Origin of the sequence: Burkholderia sp. AU17457, from assembly GCF_002223255.1 — a bacterium.
GTDB lineage: Bacteria > Pseudomonadota > Gammaproteobacteria > Burkholderiales > Burkholderiaceae > Burkholderia > Burkholderia sola.
The window spans coordinates 1-16787 of the sequence record NZ_NKFB01000008.1 but is presented as its reverse complement, the minus strand read 5'-3'; the positions used below and the strand labels follow the sequence as shown (position 1 = coordinate 16787).

Below are 16787 nucleotides of genomic sequence, written 5' to 3'. Positions count from 1 at the left end.
CCAAAACACGCGCGGGGCGCGCCGTCGGAACGGACACGCCCCGCACGATACGCGTCGTTCAGCCCGCGCGCTCGACCGGATGCGGCTCGCGCAGCCGGTTCGCGATCCGCGCGGCCTCGTAGTAGCCGGCCGCCGGCGGACGCTTCAGGTAACGGCCCGCGCCGCGCACCGCGCGCAATTCGCCGTCGGCCCACGCGAGTGCGCCGCGCGTGAGCGTGTGCGTCGCGACGCCCTGCACCGTCATCCCCTCGAACACGTTGAAGTCGACCTGCTGATGATGCGTCTTCACCGAGATCGTCTTCGTCGCGGCCGGGTCCCACACGACGAGATCGGCATCGGCGCCGACCTGCACCGCGCCCTTGCGCGGATACAGGTTGAAGATCTGCGCGGCATTGGTCGACGTAATCCGCACGAACTCGTTCGGCGTGATGCGGCCGTGGTTCACGCCGTGATGCCACAGCACCGACATGCGATCCTCGACGCCGCCGCAACCGTTCGGGATCTTCGTGAAATCCTCGCGGCCCATCGCCTTCTGCGATGCGCAGAACACGCAGTGATCGGTCGCCGTCGTATGCAGCTGTCCCGACTGCAGCCCGCGCCACAGCGCCTCGCGATGCTCGGCCGAGCGAAACGGCGGGCTCATCACGTGGGCCGCCGCGCGCGTCCAGTCCGGATCGCGATAGACGGCCTCGTCGATCACGAGGTGGCCCGGCAGCACTTCGCCGAACACGCGCAGCCCTTCGCTGCGCGCGCGCGTGATCACGTCCACCGCGTCCTTCGCCGACACGTGCACGATATACACGGGCACGCCGAGCACCTGCGCGATGCGGATCGCGCGGTTCGCGGCCTCGCCTTCCACCTCCGGCGGCCGCGACAGCGGATGCGCCTCCGGCCCCGTGATCCCGCGCGCGAGCAGCGCCTTTTGCAGCTGGAACACGAGCTCGCCGTTCTCCGCGTGCACGGTCGGCAGCGCGCCGAGTTCGAGCGAACGCGTGAAGCTGTTCACGAGGACTTCGTCGTCGGCCATGATCGCGTTCTTGTACGCCATGAAGTGCTTGAAGCTCGAGACGCCATGCTCGCGCACGAGCGTGCCCATGTCGCGGTGCACGCTGTCGTCCCACCACGTCACGGCCACGTGGAAACCGTAATCGGAAGCCGCCTTCTCGGCCCAGCCGCGCCATTCGCGGAATGCTTCCATCAGCGGCTGCTTCGGGCTCGGAATCACGAAATCGATGATGCTCGTCGTGCCGCCCGACAACCCGGCAGCGGTGCCCGAATAGAAATCGTCGCTCGCGGTCGTGCCCATGAACGGCAGTTCCATGTGCGTATGCGGATCGATGCCGCCCGGCATCACGTACTGGTCGTGCGCGTCGACGACGGTTGCGCCGGCCGGCGCGTCGATCTGCTCCGCAATCTGCAGGATCGTGCCGCCATCCTGCGGATCCGCGCAGAGCACGTCCGCGCGATAGGAGCGGTCCGCATCGACCACGGTGCCGCCACGAATCAGGATTGCCATTTCGTTGCCTCCTCGTTGACTGTCGGTGTGCCGCATGCCGCGCGCGAGTCGCATCCGGCCCGCGCGTCATGCGCTCGCGATCTGCGCGCGCGGTCCGGCGCGCCACTTCATCCAGGTGCCGTACACGCCGGACGCCAGCACGAGGCCGACGAACCACGCGTACGTGTAAAGCGTGTTGAAGAACGCCGGCACGTTCGGAAACGACGCCGGAAATGCCGTATGCAGGAAGCCCGGCAAATTCGGCAGCACGCCGACCGCGAGCGCGACCAGCGCGGCCGGGTTCCAGCCGCGCGCGTAGCTGAAGTCGCCGCCCTCGTCGAACAGCGCCCGCGTGTCGAGCTGCGTGCCGCGAATCAGGAAGTAGTCGACCATCAGGATGCCCGCGACCGGCCCGAGCAGCGCCGAATAACCGACGAGCCAGGTGAAGATATAGCCGTCCGTCGTCGCGAGGATCTTCCACGGCATCATCACGATCGCGATCGTCGCGGTGATCATCCCGCCCGCGCGGTACGAGATCGCCTTCGGCCACAGGCTCGAAAAATCGTAGGCAGGCCCGACGAGATTCGCGGCGAGGTTGCAGCACATCGTATCAAGCGTGAGGATCACGAGCGCGATGCCCACGCCGATGCCGGTCATCCGGCTCGTCAGGTCGATCGGATCCCAGATCGCGTTGCCATAGATCACGACGGTCGCCGACGTGACGACGACCGACACCACCGACAGCAGCGCCATCGGCAGCGGCAGCCCGATCGACTGGCCGATCACCTGGTCGCGCTGCGAATGCGCGAAGCGCGTGAAGTCCGGAATATTCAGCGCGAGCGTCGCCCAGAAGCCGACCATCGCGGTCAGGCCCGGCCAGAAGGTCGCCCAGAAGAGCCCGGCCTTCTTGCCGCCCGCCGCGAACTGAGACGGCGCCGACAGCATCGAGCCGAACCCGCCCGCCTTCGACGTCGCCCACCAGACGAGCGCCACGCACATCACGACCTTGATCGGCGCGGACCAGCTTTCGAGCCAGCGGATCGAATCGGTGCCGTGCCAGATGAAGTACAGCTGCAGCACCCAGAACACGAGAAAGCACGCGAGCTGCCCGAACGAGATGCCGACGAGCGGCAGCGCAGCGCCGTGCAGCGCGTTGCCGGTCAGGATGTTCAGCAGCGTGTAGATCGCGCTGCCGCCGAGCCAGGTCTGGATGCCATACCAGCCGCAGGCGACGATCGCGCGCAGCAGCGCCGGCAGCTTCGCGCCCTGCGTGCCGAACGACGCGCGCACGAGCACCGCGTACGGAATCCCGTGCTTCGCGCCCGCATGGCCGATCAGCAGCATCGGCACGAGTACGATCAGGTTGCCGAGCAGCACCGTCATCACCGCCTGCCACGGCGACATGCCTTCCTGGATCAGCCCGGCCGCGAGCATGTACGACGCGATGTTCATCACCATCCCGACCCACAGCGCCGCGAAGTGGTACCACTTCCACGTGCGCTGCGCCGGCGTCGTCGGCGCGAGGTCGTCGTTGTACAGGCTGCCGCCGTGCGCCGCAGCGCTATCGGGATCGGCGGGAATCGCTGCGTGATTCATCGAACACACTCCACGAAAACGTCAACGCCGGCATCGTGCGATGCCGGCCCGGGTGGAACGAAAGGCGGCGGTGCAGGATGCCCCGCATCGCCGGACGCCGGTCAGGCAGCCTTCTTCGCGTGCTTCTCGGGTGCCGCGGCGCCTGCGCTCGCCCCCGCCTCCGCGCTCGCCGGATTGTTCGGATGCGTGGTCCAGTTCGCGTAGTCGCCCGCGTCGACGCGCTCCATCGTGATGCATTGCTCGACCGGACACACATGCATGCAAAGATTGCACCCGACGCACTCCGAATCGATCACTTCGAAATGCCGCACGCCATCCTTCGTCGCCGTGATCGCCTGATGCGACGTGTCCTCGCACGCGATATGGCACAGCCCGCACTGGATGCAGCGGTCCTGGTCGATGCGCGCCTTGATGTCGTACTTCAGGTTCAGGTATTTCCAGTCGGTCACGTTCGGCACCGCGCGGCCGCGAATGTCGTCGAGCGTCGCGTAGCCCTTCTCGTCCATCCAGTTCGACAGGCCGTCGGCGAGATCCGACACGATCCGGAACCCGTAATGCATCGCGGCGGTGCACACCTGCACGCTACCGGCGCCGAGCACCATGAACTCGGCCGCGTCGCGCCATGACGAGATGCCGCCGATGCCCGAGATCGGCAGGTTCGGCGTTTCCGGATCGCGTGCGATCTCCGCGACCATGTTCAGCGCGATCGGCTTGACCGCCGGCCCGCAATAGCCGCCGTGCGTGCCCTTGCCGTCGACGGTCGGCATCGGCGCCATCTGGTCGAGATCGACCGCGACGATCGAGTTGATCGTGTTGATCAGCGACACGCCGTCCGCGCCGCCCTTGTATGCGGCGCGCGAGCCCATCCGGATATCGCTGATGTTCGGCGTGAGCTTCACGAGGCACGGCAGCTTCGTGCCTTCCTTCACCCAGCGCGTGACCATCTCGACGTATTCGGGCACCTGCCCGACCGCCGCGCCCATCCCGCGCTCGCTCATCCCGTGCGGGCAGCCGAAGTTGAGTTCGACCGCGTCGGCGCCGGTATCCTCGACGAGCGGCAGAATCCATTTCCAGTCGCGCTCGTTGCACGGCACCATCAGCGACACGATCAACGCGCGGTCCGGCCAGTCGCGCTTCACCTGCGCGATCTCTCTCAGGTTCACGTCGAGCGGACGGTCGGTGATCAGCTCGATGTTGTTCAGCCCCGCGATGCGCTGACCGTTCCACTGCACCGCGCCGTAGCGCGAACTGACGTTGACGACGTGCGGATCGAGCCCGAGCGTCTTCCAGACGACACCGCCCCAGCCCGCCTCGAACGCGCGATTGACGTTGTAGGCCTTGTCGGTCGGCGGCGCGGACGCGAGCCAGAAGGGATTCGGCGAAGTAATGCCTGCGATGGTGCAGCGAAGATCGGCCATGTTCGGCTCCGTGAGAATGGGGTCGTGTTCGGTGTGCGTGCGGTGCGTCGCGCGTTCAGGCCGCCTTCGCGTCGCGCGCGGCGAGCGTCGCGTCGATCGACGCGGCCGCGCGCTTGCCGTCCTGCACGGCCTGCACCGTGAGGTCGATGCCGCCCGTCGCCGCGCAGTCGCCACCGGCCCACACGTCCTGCAGCGCCGTGCGCCCGTTTGCATCGACCGCGATACGCGAACCGTCCGCGGTCAGCAATTCCGCCGCGATGCCGTCCGGCACGAGCGTCTGGCCGATCGCCTTCAGCACCATGTCCGCGTCGATGGTGAAACGCTCGCCCGACGCGGCCTCGAACTCGACGCCCGTGACCTGCCCGTCCGTACCTGCGATACGCACCGGCTTCGCGTGCGTGACGAGCGTGACGCCGCTCTTCTGCGCGAACTCGCGCTCGGCCCACGTCGCGCTCATCGCATCCACGCCGCGCCGGTACACCATCGTCACGCGCTCGGCGCCGAGCTTGCGGCCCTGCACGGCCGCATCGATCGCCGTGTTGCCGCCGCCGATCACGACCACGCGCCGTCCGACCGGCACGTTCTCCAATCCGTCCGCCTGCCGCACCTGCTCGATGAAGTCGACCGCGTTCATCACGCCGCCCAGTTGCTCGCCGTCGATCGCGAGCGCGCGCACACCGCCGAGCCCCATCGCCAGGAATACCGCGTCGTGTTGCTCGCGTAGCGCGTCGAGCGTTACGTCGCGTCCGAGCGCCATACCCGTTTCCAGCGTGATGCCGCCCACCGACAGCAGCCACTCGACTTCACGCTGCGCGAAATCGTCGACGGTCTTGTACGCGGCGATCCCGTATTCGTTGAGTCCACCGGCCTTCGGCCGCGCGTCGAACAGCGTGACGCGGTGCCCGGCGAGCGCGAGCCGGTGCGCACAGGCGAGCCCGGCCGGCCCCGCGCCGACCACCGCCACATGGCGGCCGGTCTCGGGTGCGCGCCGGAACTGCACCGCACCGGTCTGCATCGCCCAGTCGGTTGCGTGCCGCTGCAACGCGCCGATCGCGACCGGTTGCGCATCCTGATGGTTGTGCACGCATGCGCCTTCGCACAGGATCTCGGTCGGGCACACGCGCGCGCACATCCCGCCGAGCGGATTCGCGGACAGGATATCCATCGCCGCGCCTTTCAGGTTGCCGTTGCCGATCTTGCGGATGAAGCTCGGGATGTCGATCTGCGTCGGGCACGCGTGCACGCAGGGCGCGTCGTAGCAGTAGTGGCAGCGGCTGGCGGCAGCCGCCGCGGCGGTCGGATCGAGCAGCGGCGCGATATCGGCGAATTCGCACGAGAGTTGCGTGGACGACAGGCGATGCGCGGCGATATCGCCGGTTGGCTGGGTGGTCATACGCGTTCCTTCGACTGGGTGGAGACAAAGCCGTCCCCGCCGGCTGCGGATGCACAGTCGGGGCGGTCATGCTTCGGGGTGCTACGGTCAGGCGACGCGCAGCCTGCCTGCTGCGCTATGTCCGGTCGGTCATGAAGCCGGCTCGCACGCACGCGACAGCATAGCGTGCAGCAGCACGTTCGCGCCGGCCTCGATCCATGCGGGCGTCGCGTCCTCGATCTCGTTGTGGCTGATGCCGTCGATACATGGCACGAACACCATCGACGTCGGCGCGACCTGCGCCAGATAGCACGCGTCGTGGCCCGCCCCCGACACGATGTCGCGATGCGAGTAGCCGAAGCGGTCGGCCGCATCACGCACGGCCGCCACGCAGGCGGGGTCGAACGCGACGGGCTTGTAGTAGAAAATCTGCTCGAGTTCGGTGTCGAGCCCGATGTCGCCCGCGATGCGCGCGACGCCATCGCGCAGCGCCGCGTCCATCTTCGCGAGCACGGCGTCGTCCGGATGACGGAAATCGACGGTGAAGAACACGCGGCCGGGAATCACGTTGCGCGAGTTCGGGTGGACTTGCATCATGCCGACCGTCGCGCAACCGAACGGCGCATGATCGAGGCCGATCCGGTTGACGAGATCGACCACCCGCGACGCGCCGAGCAGCGCGTCGCGGCGGCGCGGCATCGGCGTCGGCCCCGCGTGCGCTTCCTGGCCGGTGAACGTGATCTCGTACCAGCGCTGCCCCTGCGCGTCGGTCACGACGCCGATCGTCTTGCACTCCGCTTCGAGAATCGGCCCCTGCTCGATATGCAGTTCGAACGCCGCGTGCAGCTTGCGCCCGCCACACGGCACGTCGCCCGCGTAGCCGATGCGCGCCAGTTCCTCGCCGATCGTCTTGCCGTCGACGTCCTTGCGCGACAGCCCGTAGTCGAGCGTGAACACGCCCGCGAACACGCCCGATGCGACCATCGCCGGCGCGAAGCGCGACCCCTCCTCGTTGGTCCAGATCACGACCTCGACCGGATGCTCGGTCTCGATGCCGTGATCGTTCAGACTGCGAATCACCTCGAGGCCGCCGAGCACGCCGTAGATGCCGTCGAAGCGCCCGCCGGTGGGCTGCGAATCCGCGTGCGAGCCCGTGACGACCGGCGCCGCGTCGGCCACGCGGCCCGCACGACGCATGAACACGTTGCCCATCGTATCGACCGTCACCGTGCAGCCGGCGGCCTTCGCCCAGCCGACGATCAGGTCGCGGCCGGCCTTGTCGAGATCGGTCAGCGCGAGGCGGCATACGCCACCCTTCGGCGTCGCGCCGATTTTCGCGACTTCCATCAGGCTGTCCCACAGCCGCCTGCCGTCGACCTTGATCGACGTGTCGAAAGCTGCCCGCTTCACTGTTTCCGATACCGCGCTCATTCGTATCGCTCCTGTGGGGTCGGTGATGTCGTCAGCCCGGTCTGTGCCGGTGCATGCGAGACCTGTTTCGGGGCGCGCCGCCCGGATGCGGTGCATGCTCGGTCGGTTCGCGAAATGCGTCAAATCCTGTCCGATTGGACAGGTTTTAGACGATCAAAATGCGCAGCGCAACGTCTTTCTTGCGCAACGCACGGGAGCGAGAAACGTGCCATCGCAACGCAGCATCGCCGCGGCGTGGCGGCATTCACGTGCGTGCGCGCGACGCGAATCAGCGGCTAGAATGAAGCCCAACGCGGCATGGCCGCCGCGCGAGGGTAACGATGAGACATGACGAGGCGACGATCGAAGCGACCGACCGGGACGAAACGCCGGCGCCTTTGCGGCGACGCAAGGCGCACATTCGCGAGTCCAACGAAGCGCACCTGCTCGCGTGCGCGGAGGCCGTATTCGCGGAACGCGGGCTCGCCGGCGCCAGCACCGCGATGATCGCGGAGCGCGCCGGCCTGCCGAAGGCGAATGTGCACTACTACTTCCCGACCAAGCTCGCGCTGTACCGACGCGTCCTCGACGACCTGTTCGAGGACTGGCATCGCGCGGCCGGCTCGTTCGAGGCCGGCGACGATCCGGTGGAGGCGATCGGCGGCTACGTGCGCGCGAAGATGGCGCTGTCGCAGCGGCGCCCGCTCGGCTCGAAGGTGTGGGCCAACGAGATCATTCACGGCGCGGAGCACATGAAGGACATCCTGTCGCAACGTGTGAAGCCGTGGTTCGACACCCGCGTGAAGGTGATCGAAGGCTGGATCGCGAGCGGGCTGCTCGCGCCGATCGACCCGCATGCACTGATGTACCTGATCTGGGCGACCACGCAGCACTATGCGGATTTCGATGCGCAGATTCGCGCGCTGAGCGGCAAGCGCGCGTTCACGAAGAAGGCGTTCGACGAAAAGACCGAGCAGGTCGTGCAGCTCGTGATTCGTGCGTGCGGCGCGGTGTCGCCGAACGCGAAGCCGTAGCGCGACACGACGATCCGCCGAATTAAAAACAGGCGGCGAGCACCACACGGGGATGTCCCGTGCGATACGCGCCGCCCGTGATGCCGCGTTCGCGCGTGCGAACGATGCGATGCGATGCGATGCGATGCGTAAAGCGACGTGTTGCGGCGACGTATTACGCGATGCGCTCGATCGCAATGGCCGTCGCTTCACCGCCGCCGATGCACAGCGATGCGATGCCGCGCTTCAGGCCATACGTGTCGAGCGCGGCCAGCAGCGTCACCATCACGCGCGCGCCCGATGCGCCGATCGGATGCCCGAGCGCGCACGCGCCGCCGTGCACGTTCACCTTCTCGTGCGGCAGATCGAGATCTCGCATCGCGGCCATCGGCACCACCGCGAACGCTTCGTTGATCTCGAACAGATCGACGTCGCGCAAGTTCCAGCCGGTTTTCTCCGACAGCTTGCGCAGCGCGCCGATCGGTGCGGTCGCGAACAGCCCGGGCTTGTCCGCATAAGTCGAATGCCCGACGATCACGGCCTTCGGCGTGAGGCCGAGGCGCTCGGCTTCCGAGCGGCGCATCATCACGAGCGCGGCCGCGCCGTCGGAGATCGACGATGCGTTCGCGGCCGTCACCGTGCCGCCTTCGCGGAACGCCGGCTTCAACGTCGGGATCTTGTCGAGTTTCGCCTTGCCCGGCTGCTCGTCGATCGACACGACGCTTTCCGTCTTGCCGGCCTTCACGGTCACCGGCGCGATCTCCGACACGAAATGCCCTTCCGCGATCGCGCGCTGCGCCCGCGTCAGCGACGCAATCGCGAACGCATCCTGCGCTTCGCGCGTGAACTGGTAAGCCTGCGCGCAATCCTCGGCGAACGTGCCCATCAGGCGGCCTTTTTCATACGCATCCTCGAGCCCGTCGAGGAACATGTGGTCGAGCACCTGCCCGTGCCCCATGCGCATGCCCGCGCGCGCCTTCGGCAGCAAGTACGGCGCATTCGTCATGCTCTCCATCCCGCCCGCCACGGCCACGCCCGCCGAACCCGCCAGCAGCAGATCGTGCGCGAACATCGCCGCCTTCATCCCGGAACCGCACATCTTGTTGACCGTCGTCGCGCCCGCCGCGAGCGGCAGCCCGGCCTTCAGCGCGGCCTGGCGCGCGGGCGCCTGGCCCTGGCCGGCTGGCAGCACGCAGCCGAACACGATTTCATCAATGCGTTCGGCCGGCACGTTCGCGCGTTCGAGCGCCGCGCGAATCGCCACCGCGCCGAGGTCGCTGGCGCTGGCTGCCGCCAGATCGCCCTGAAAACCACCCATCGGCGTGCGCGCCGCACCCACGATTACGATCGGATCCTGAGTCGTCATGATTCGCTTCCTCCAGTGTCAGCGCGGCGCCATGCGCAACGCGCCATCGAGACGGATGACTTCGCCGTTCAGCATCGTGTTTTCGGCGATGTGGCGCACCAGCGCCGCAAATTCTTCCGGGCGGCCGAGCCGCGGCGGGAACGGCACGCTCTTGCCGAGCGCGTCCTGCACGTCCTGCGGCATGCCGGCCATCATCGGCGTCGCGAAGATGCCGGGCGCGACCGTCACGACGCGAATGCCGAAGCGCGCGAGCTCGCGCGCGATCGGCAGCGTCATGCCGACCACGCCGCTCTTTGACGCCGCGTATGCGGCCTGTCCGATCTGCCCGTCGAACGCCGCGACCGACGCGGTATTGACGATCACGCCGCGCTCGCCTTCCGCGTCGGCGTCCTGCTTCGACATCGCTTCGGCGGCCAGCCGGATCATGTTGAACGTGCCGACGAGGTTGATCGATACCGCGCGTGCGAAGCGGTCGAGCGAATGCGGGCCGTCGCGGCCGACGACCTTCTCGCCCGGTGCGACGCCCGCGCAATTGACGAGCGCATCGACGCGGCCATACGCGTCGCGCGCGGCCGTGACGGCCGCCTGAGCGTCGGCTTCGCTCGTCACGTCGGTCTTCACGAAGCGCGCGGCCGCGCCGAGTTCGCTGGCGAGACGCGCCCCCGCCTCGTCGTTGACGTCCAGCAGCACGGCTTTGCCGCCTTGCGCGACGACCATGCGCGCCACCGCGGCGCCGAGGCCGGAACCGGCGCCCGTAATCAGAAAAACACGATCCTTGATATTCATTCGCAGTCCGTATTCAGGGTTGAGCGATCTTCTCGGCTTCCATCTTGCGCAACACGAAGCGCTGGATCTTGCCGCTCGGGGTTTTCGGCAGCGCGGCGACGAAGTCGATCGCGCGCGGATAAGCGTGAGCGGACAGCCGCCGCTTCACGTGCAGACTCAATTCCTCGGCCAGTCCGGGCGTGCCGTCGAACCCTTTCGACAGGACGACGAACGCCTTCACGATTTCCGTGCGCTCCGGGTCGGGCACGCCGATCACGGCGGCCTCGCTGACGGCCGGATGCTCGATCAGCGCGCTCTCCACGTCGAACGGGCCGATCCGGTAACCGGACGACGTAATCACGTCGTCCGCGCGGCCGATGAAGCTCACGGCGCCGTCCGGTTCCAACTCGACGTTGTCGCCGGTCCGGTAGTAACCGCCCGCTATCGCCGGCGTGTCCTGCTGCCAGTAGCCGCGGAACCACAGCAGCGGCGAGCGCGCGATGTCGATCGCGAGGTTGCCGGGCTCGCCGGGCCCGAGCTCGCGGCCCGCTTCGTCGAGCACCGCGACACGGTAGCCCGGCATCGCGAAGCCGGCGGAACCGACGTGCACCACGTGCGCGAGGCCGTGATGGTTGTTCACGACCATTCCCAGTTCGGTCTGGCCGTAGTGATCGTGGATCGGCGCGCCGAGCGCCGCGTGGAACCAGCGCACGACTTCCGGATTCAGCGGTTCGCCCGCGCTGCTCACCACGCGCAGCTGGCCCTTCATGCGCGCGGCCGCTTCCGTCCCCGCCGCCATCAGCATCCGGAACGCGGTTGGAGAACCCGCGAGGCTCGTGATGCCGAGACGCTCGATCACGTCATACGTGCTGTCGACCGTGAAGCTGCCCTCGTAGAGCGTCGTCGCATGGCCGAGGAGAAGCGGGCCGGTGATCGCGTAATAGAGGCCGTACGCCCAGCCCGGGTCGGCGATATTCCAGAACCGGTCAGTGGCGCGCAGATCGACCGCTTCGCGCATGTACGCGCCGAACGCGAGCAATGCGTACAGCGGCACCGGTACGCCCTTCGGCAAGCCCGTCGTGCCCGACGTCGACATCATCATGAACAGGTCCGACCCCTTGCGCAGCACGGGCTCGAACGTATCGGACCGCGCGTCGAGCGCCGCGCGGAAATCGATGTCGTGCGCCGGCAGCGTCTCGCCTGCTTCGCGCACCGTCGCCACCGGCGGGCAATCGGCAATTTCGTCGAGCTTCGCGCGATTCGCCACGTTGGTCACGATCAGCCGCGCGTCGCTCATCCGCAACCGGTGCTCGATCGCCTTCGGGCCGAATGCTGTGAACAGCGGCTGATACACGGCGCCCGCGCGCCACGTGCCGAGGATCGTCGCGACGAGTTCCGGCGTGCGCGGCAGCAGCCCGGCCACCACGTCGCCCGGCTGCACGCCGTGCGCGACGAGCAGGTTCGCGACCCGAGCCGACAACGCCTGCATCTGCGCGAACGTGAAGCGGTGATGCTGCCCGCCGGCGTCGATCCAGTCGAGCGCGATCGCGTCCGACTTCGCGTGCCGGTCGCAGCATTCGACGCACGCGTTCAGGCCGCGCTCCAGGTCGCCGCTCAGTTGCGCGGCGGCTGTCTCGATACTGAACCGGGCCACGGCGTCGGCGTAAGCCGGCACCGGCTGGGCGGTAGCTCCTTCAGGCATGCGTGTCTCCTGTTCGTTATGGCCACCGGCGAGCCAGGGGCGCGACGGGGATACATCGATAGTAGACAGCCGCTACATTGCAATCAATGACAAACGGAATCTAGAATCGTGATCGCTTTTGCCATGTCGGGGGGACACAGGAAAATGGGGCCGCAGATGATTTCGCCGGATTTCGTCGACGATGCGCTCGCGTGCCTGCGCCGGCACGACCTGCCGACGGCGCCCGTGCTGCGCAGCGCCGGGCTGCCGGCCGTCGTGCGCGAGTCCGTCACGCCGCAGCAGTACGGCCGCCTGTGGCTCGCGATCGCGGGCACCCTGGACGACGAATTCTTCGGGCTCGCCGCGCGTCCGATGCGGCGCGGCAGTTTCACGCTGCTGTGCCACGCGGTGCTGCATGCCGGCACGCTCGACAAGGCGCTGCGGCGCGCGCTGCAGTTTCTCCGGGTCGTGCTCGACGAGCCGCACGGCGAGCTCATCGTAGCCGACGGGCACGCGCAGATCGTGCTGGCGCAATCGGGTTCGCCGTACCCGGCGTTCGCGTACCGGACGTTCTGGCTGATCCTGCTCGGCGTCGCGTGCTGGCTGATCGGCCGGCGCATCCCGCTGCAGCGCATCGATTTTGCGTGCTCCAGCCCCGGCCAGCGCAGCGACTATCACCAGTTCTTCGGCGTCCCCGTGCATTTCGACCGGCCCGACAGCCGGCTCACATTCAACGCGGCCTATCTCGCGCTGCCGACGATCCGTTCGGAGCAGGCGCTGAAGACCTTCCTGCGCGGCGCGCCCGGCAACCTGCTCGTGCGCTACCGGCACGACACGGGCTGGGTTGCGAAGACGCGCGCATATCTAAAGGCGCTGCCGGCCGCCGAGTGGCCCGACTTCGATACGCTGGCCGTACGCCTCGACACGACGCCCGCGACGCTGCGGCGGCGTTTGCGCAGCGAAGGGCAAAGCTTCGCGGCGATCAAGGACGAGTTGCGCGGTGCGCTGGCCCAGTCGCTGCTGCGCGGGCGCGCGCTCAGCGTCGCGGAGATCGCGGCCGAGCTCGGCTTCACCGAGCCGAGCGCGTTTCATCGCGCGTTCCGGAAATGGACGGGCACGAGCCCCGGTGCATTTCGGCGCGACGTGCATGTGGCGAACGCGGAGTCTTGAATGGCGTGCAAGCACGGAACGTCTCGCCCCGCACCGCTGATACGATGCAAACATGCGGCTGCCGTCCATTGTCCCCGGACCGCGGCGAACACCGATCAACCCTCACCGCTCACGCTCCGATGCAAGCCACCTCCTTTTCCGACACCGAACTGGCCGATCTGCGCGCGCACGGTATCGTGCTGTTTGCCGGCCGCGTGATCTTCGACGCACAGCCGCCGATGGCGCCTGACCAGATCGCGGCCGTGCAGGCCTGCTGTCACGGCGATATTCCGCTCCCGCTGCTCGAGTTGTGGCGCATCACGGCCGGCGGCAGCCTCGACTACGACCTGACGCTGGAGATGAACGGCAATGTCGAAGCCATCAGCTGGAGCGAACTGTTCTACAACGGCAGCGACGGTTACCGCGACCTGCAGGGCTGGATCGACCACGAACTCGAACTGGCCGAAGAAGCCGCGGAAGAGAACGCGCGCACGTGGAACGGCAAAATCGATGCGCTGCCGTTCGGCGGCTTCGAATATTGCGACCGCATCTACGTCGTGACGGAGCCCGGCGCACACGACTATGGCCATGTGCTTGCATGGAAACAAGGGTTGCCGCCCGCGTGGCGCGGCGCGATGCACGAGGACGGTCTCGCGACGATCGCGCCCGATCTGTACGCAGCATTCGGCGCGCTGCAGCTTCATGCCGATCCGCTGGCGCCCGGCGGCGAACCAGGCACCGGTGTCGCGCTGCTCGAATACGTCGATGAACGCCGCGACGATCATGGCCTGCCGGCCTCGCTGGCCGACAAGCTGATCGCGTTCTATCGACAAGCGGTGATCGACTGGCGCACGCCGCTCGCCGACGGCACACTCGGGATGCAGCCGGTACTCGCACGGCACGCATTACGCCATGCGATCGATCACGACGATGCGGCACTCGTCGCGCGACTGGCGTCGATCGTCGCCGATCTTGGCGTGGCGCTCGCGGGCAGTTCGATCCCGACGGATTACGCGTTGCGACGCCAGAAGTTTTCCGCAGCCGCCGCGTTGCTCGCCGCGGGCGCGCCAGTCGTGCCCGATGCGCTGGCATCCGTGTCCGGCGCCGTACCGGTCAAGCTGATGCGCATGCTGCTTGAAGCCGGCGTGCGGCCGGATGCCGACGCAATGGCGCGTTGCGTCGCGGGCGGCGGCACCGATAGCGCACGGCTGATCGGCGCGGCGCTGTCGGCCCATGGCGTCGATACGGCAGTTGCCTACCGCACCGCGAGCGACAAACTGCTGGACGAGTTGAAGGCCGACATCCGCAAGGTTCGCGCCGGCAAGCTCAGCCACTATCTCGGGCTCGACGGGCTCGAAGCACACGCCGAGCGCCTGCGGATGTTCGATTGCTGACGTCAAGCAGGCGCCGATGCGCCGTGGGTTTGCCTGCAGCATCGCAGTCAGGGTGCCGTTTGTTTGGATTGGATTGGATTTCTTGCACGTTCCGGTGCGAATCTGCATGACGCTCACCGCACCGCAGCGCGCGTATGACGTTGCACCCCGATCCGTCAGACCACATACTGGTCGGCCAGTCTGAACGAGGTTGCGCGGATGGTGAATGTCGATGGGAGCGCCGCTTCGATCTTCGGCGTGATCGGAACGGCCATGTCGTTGCTGGCAGCGATTCCTTACGCGCTCGCGATCTACCGGCGCACCATTCGCCCGCATCTGTTCACGTGGCTCGTGTGGTCGGTCGTCACGGCGATCGCGGCCGCCGGCCAGTTCGTCGCGGGCGCGGGGCCGTCCGCGTGGTGCACGGCGGCGATTGCCCTCACGTGCTTTCTGACGCTGATCGCCAGCCTGTTTCGCGGTGAGCGCGGCTGGACGGGCCTCGACTGGCTGTTCCTGTGCGCGGCACTGTCGGCCATTCCGCTGTGGATGCTGACCGACGATCCGACGGTGTCGATCTGTCTGGTCACGCTGATCGGGCTTGCCGGCCTTGGCCCGACCGTGCGCAAGACGATCCGCGATCCGTGGAGCGAGAGCCTCGCCTATTTCGCGCTGTGCGTGCTCAAGTACGCACTGGCGTTGCTGGCATTGAGCACGTGGAGTGTCGCGGTCGCGTTCTATCCGGCCGTCAACCTCATCGCGTCGATCGGCATCTGCCTGGTGATGCTGGTGCGGCGTCAGTCGTTGCCGAATGCGCGGTAGGCTGCGTTTGTCGCCGTACCGCTACCCCTCCGAAATGATGCGAGGCCTGACATGGATGCGATCCGTACCGTCATCGAACCCTGCGAAACCGCACTTCGCGCGGCGATGCTCGCCAACGACGTCGAAGCGCTCGAGGCGCTGCTGGACGACGATCTGGTGTTCACAGTCCCGACCGGCCAGGTCATCTCGAAAGAGGACGACCTCGTCGCGCATCGCGCGAAGCTTTTGCGTCTCGACGCACTCGACGTCCACGAAATGCGCGCATGCGCGATCGACGAGATGATCCTGACCACGACGCGAGCGACCCTCGCGGGCCATTTCGATGGCACGGCATTCGCCGGTACATTTGCCTATACGCGGCTCTGGCGTCGATCAGGCGCTAACTGGCGCGTCGTCGCAGGACATGCATCGCAGGTCGTGTAGCTGCGCCGCGTGTGCGGTTGAACTGCCGCAGGTGATGCTATGGCGAACGGGCCGGCTGTCGGTCGGCGGTGAGACCGTACGATGCGGGTGATGCGCCGATGAAAACGTCGACGGAGGTGGTGTCGACCACGACGAGAGACGAAATGCACAAGCTATTTACCGTGCGTGCCGCACGTGTCGCGGACGCGGACGAACTCAGTCGACTGGCGCGCCTTTCGAAGGCGCACTGGGGCTATCCGAAGGAATGGCTCGACCTGTGGCAAAGCGATCTAACGATTTCGCCGGAGACGATCGAAGGGGCGATCGGTTACGTCGCGGAATCGGCCCAGTCGATCATCGGGTTCTGGGTGCGAGCATCAGTGGATTCTGGTCGACCGACACCCGGATGGTTGTTCGTTCATCCCGATCATATGGGCCGGGGTGTCGCCCGTGCGCTGTGGGAAGCAGTTCGGACTGAGGCCGCCGCGAGAGGAATCAAAAGCTTTGTGATCGAAGCGGATCCCAATGCTGTGCCGTTCTATCTGACGCTCGGCGCTGAAAAGATCGGCGAAAAGGAATCCAGCGTCGTTCCGGGAAGGTTTTTTCCGATCTTGCGGATCACGGTCTGATGGGTAGTGAAAGCAGCAAGATGGTTCGCTGTGCGTGTGGCCGATGGGATTGAACTGTCGGTGGTGACAAGCGAAGTTGCGGCGGAGAAATGCCTGAGTTCGATCAGTCCGACCAGGCGGTCTAATGACGCTTTCTACGCCCCGCCTCGCATAGAGTTCGCCATCCAGCATGTTTTTTGGACGCCGAAATGCAAAAACCCCCGCCTTTCGGGCGGGGGTTCTTGGCTAAGGGAGCCTGACGATTACCTACTTTCACACGGGAATCCGCACTATCATCGGCGTAGAGTCGTTTCACGGTC

Annotated in this window: 14 protein-coding genes; 6 read left to right on the top strand and 8 right to left on the bottom strand. The window is 67.0% G+C overall.

The annotated features are described in order from the left end of the window. Positions 1-58: 58 nt before the first annotated feature. The 5 genes from hydA to CFB49_RS30170 all read right to left on the bottom strand — a co-directional run bounded on the left by hydA (position 59) and on the right by CFB49_RS30170 (position 7312). Positions 59-1516 (bottom strand): dihydropyrimidinase, encoded by a 1458-nt coding sequence (gene hydA, locus CFB49_RS30190; RefSeq protein WP_069620582.1) that lies wholly within the window; start codon positions 1514-1516, stop codon positions 59-61. Positions 1517-1582: 66 nt separating this feature from the next. Beyond that, the gene (locus tag CFB49_RS30185) at positions 1583-3091 is read right to left on the bottom strand and encodes an NCS1 family nucleobase:cation symporter-1 (protein WP_069620581.1); all 1509 of its coding nucleotides are present in this window, start codon (positions 3089-3091) and stop codon (positions 1583-1585) included. Positions 3092-3192: 101 nt separating this feature from the next. Next, a complete protein-coding gene (preA, locus tag CFB49_RS30180; protein ID WP_069620580.1) occupies positions 3193-4509 on the bottom strand; it encodes an NAD-dependent dihydropyrimidine dehydrogenase subunit PreA in 1317 nt (438 codons plus the stop codon). A gap of 55 nt (positions 4510-4564) precedes the next feature. After that, positions 4565-5902 (bottom strand): NAD(P)-dependent oxidoreductase, encoded by a 1338-nt coding sequence (locus CFB49_RS30175; protein ID WP_089493192.1) that lies wholly within the window; start codon positions 5900-5902, stop codon positions 4565-4567. Between the two features lie 129 nt (positions 5903-6031). Next, on the bottom strand, positions 6032-7312 hold the full coding sequence (locus tag CFB49_RS30170; RefSeq protein ID WP_069620578.1) for a Zn-dependent hydrolase: 1281 nt from the start codon (positions 7310-7312) through the stop codon (positions 6032-6034). A 320-nt stretch (positions 7313-7632) separates the two neighbouring features. Between CFB49_RS30170 and CFB49_RS30165 the strand changes: the two genes are divergently transcribed. Continuing rightward, positions 7633-8325: a TetR/AcrR family transcriptional regulator gene (locus CFB49_RS30165; protein WP_089493191.1), complete on the top strand. Its 693-nt coding sequence runs from the start codon at positions 7633-7635 to the stop codon at positions 8323-8325. Between the two features lie 154 nt (positions 8326-8479). Here CFB49_RS30165 and CFB49_RS30160 read toward each other — a convergent pair whose 3' ends face one another. Genes CFB49_RS30160 through CFB49_RS30150 form a run of 3 tightly spaced genes read right to left on the bottom strand, consistent with a single transcriptional unit; the run spans position 8480 to position 12137 of the window. Further along, complete coding sequence (locus CFB49_RS30160; protein ID WP_069620576.1) at positions 8480-9670, bottom strand: acetyl-CoA C-acetyltransferase; 1191 nt, start codon at positions 9668-9670, stop codon at positions 8480-8482. 18 nt (positions 9671-9688) lie between these two features. After that, positions 9689-10456, bottom strand: a complete 768-nt coding sequence (locus CFB49_RS30155) for a 3-hydroxyacyl-CoA dehydrogenase (RefSeq protein WP_089437578.1) — start codon at positions 10454-10456, stop codon at positions 9689-9691. Between the two features lie 13 nt (positions 10457-10469). Further along, positions 10470-12137 (bottom strand): acyl-CoA synthetase, encoded by a 1668-nt coding sequence (locus CFB49_RS30150; protein WP_089493190.1) that lies wholly within the window; start codon positions 12135-12137, stop codon positions 10470-10472. Between the two features lie 144 nt (positions 12138-12281). Between CFB49_RS30150 and CFB49_RS30140 the strand changes: the two genes are divergently transcribed. From CFB49_RS30140 to CFB49_RS30120, 5 genes are all read left to right on the top strand, one after another. Next, positions 12282-13286 carry an AraC family transcriptional regulator gene (locus CFB49_RS30140; RefSeq protein WP_089493189.1) on the top strand — a complete coding sequence of 335 codons (1005 nt, stop codon included), beginning with the start codon at positions 12282-12284 and terminating at the stop codon, positions 13284-13286. Positions 13287-13405: 119 nt separating this feature from the next. Next, positions 13406-14659, top strand: coding sequence for an SMI1/KNR4 family protein (locus CFB49_RS30135; protein ID WP_249190606.1), 1254 nt, complete (start codon positions 13406-13408; stop codon positions 14657-14659). 198 nt (positions 14660-14857) lie between these two features. Then, complete coding sequence (locus CFB49_RS30130; RefSeq protein WP_089493187.1) at positions 14858-15457, top strand: hypothetical protein; 600 nt, start codon at positions 14858-14860, stop codon at positions 15455-15457. A 51-nt stretch (positions 15458-15508) separates the two neighbouring features. Beyond that, on the top strand, positions 15509-15880 hold the full coding sequence (locus CFB49_RS30125) for a nuclear transport factor 2 family protein (RefSeq protein WP_089493186.1): 372 nt from the start codon (positions 15509-15511) through the stop codon (positions 15878-15880). Positions 15881-16023: 143 nt separating this feature from the next. After that, on the top strand, positions 16024-16488 hold the full coding sequence (locus CFB49_RS30120; RefSeq protein ID WP_089493698.1) for a GNAT family N-acetyltransferase: 465 nt from the start codon (positions 16024-16026) through the stop codon (positions 16486-16488). The last annotated feature ends 299 nt before the right edge of the window (positions 16489-16787 follow it).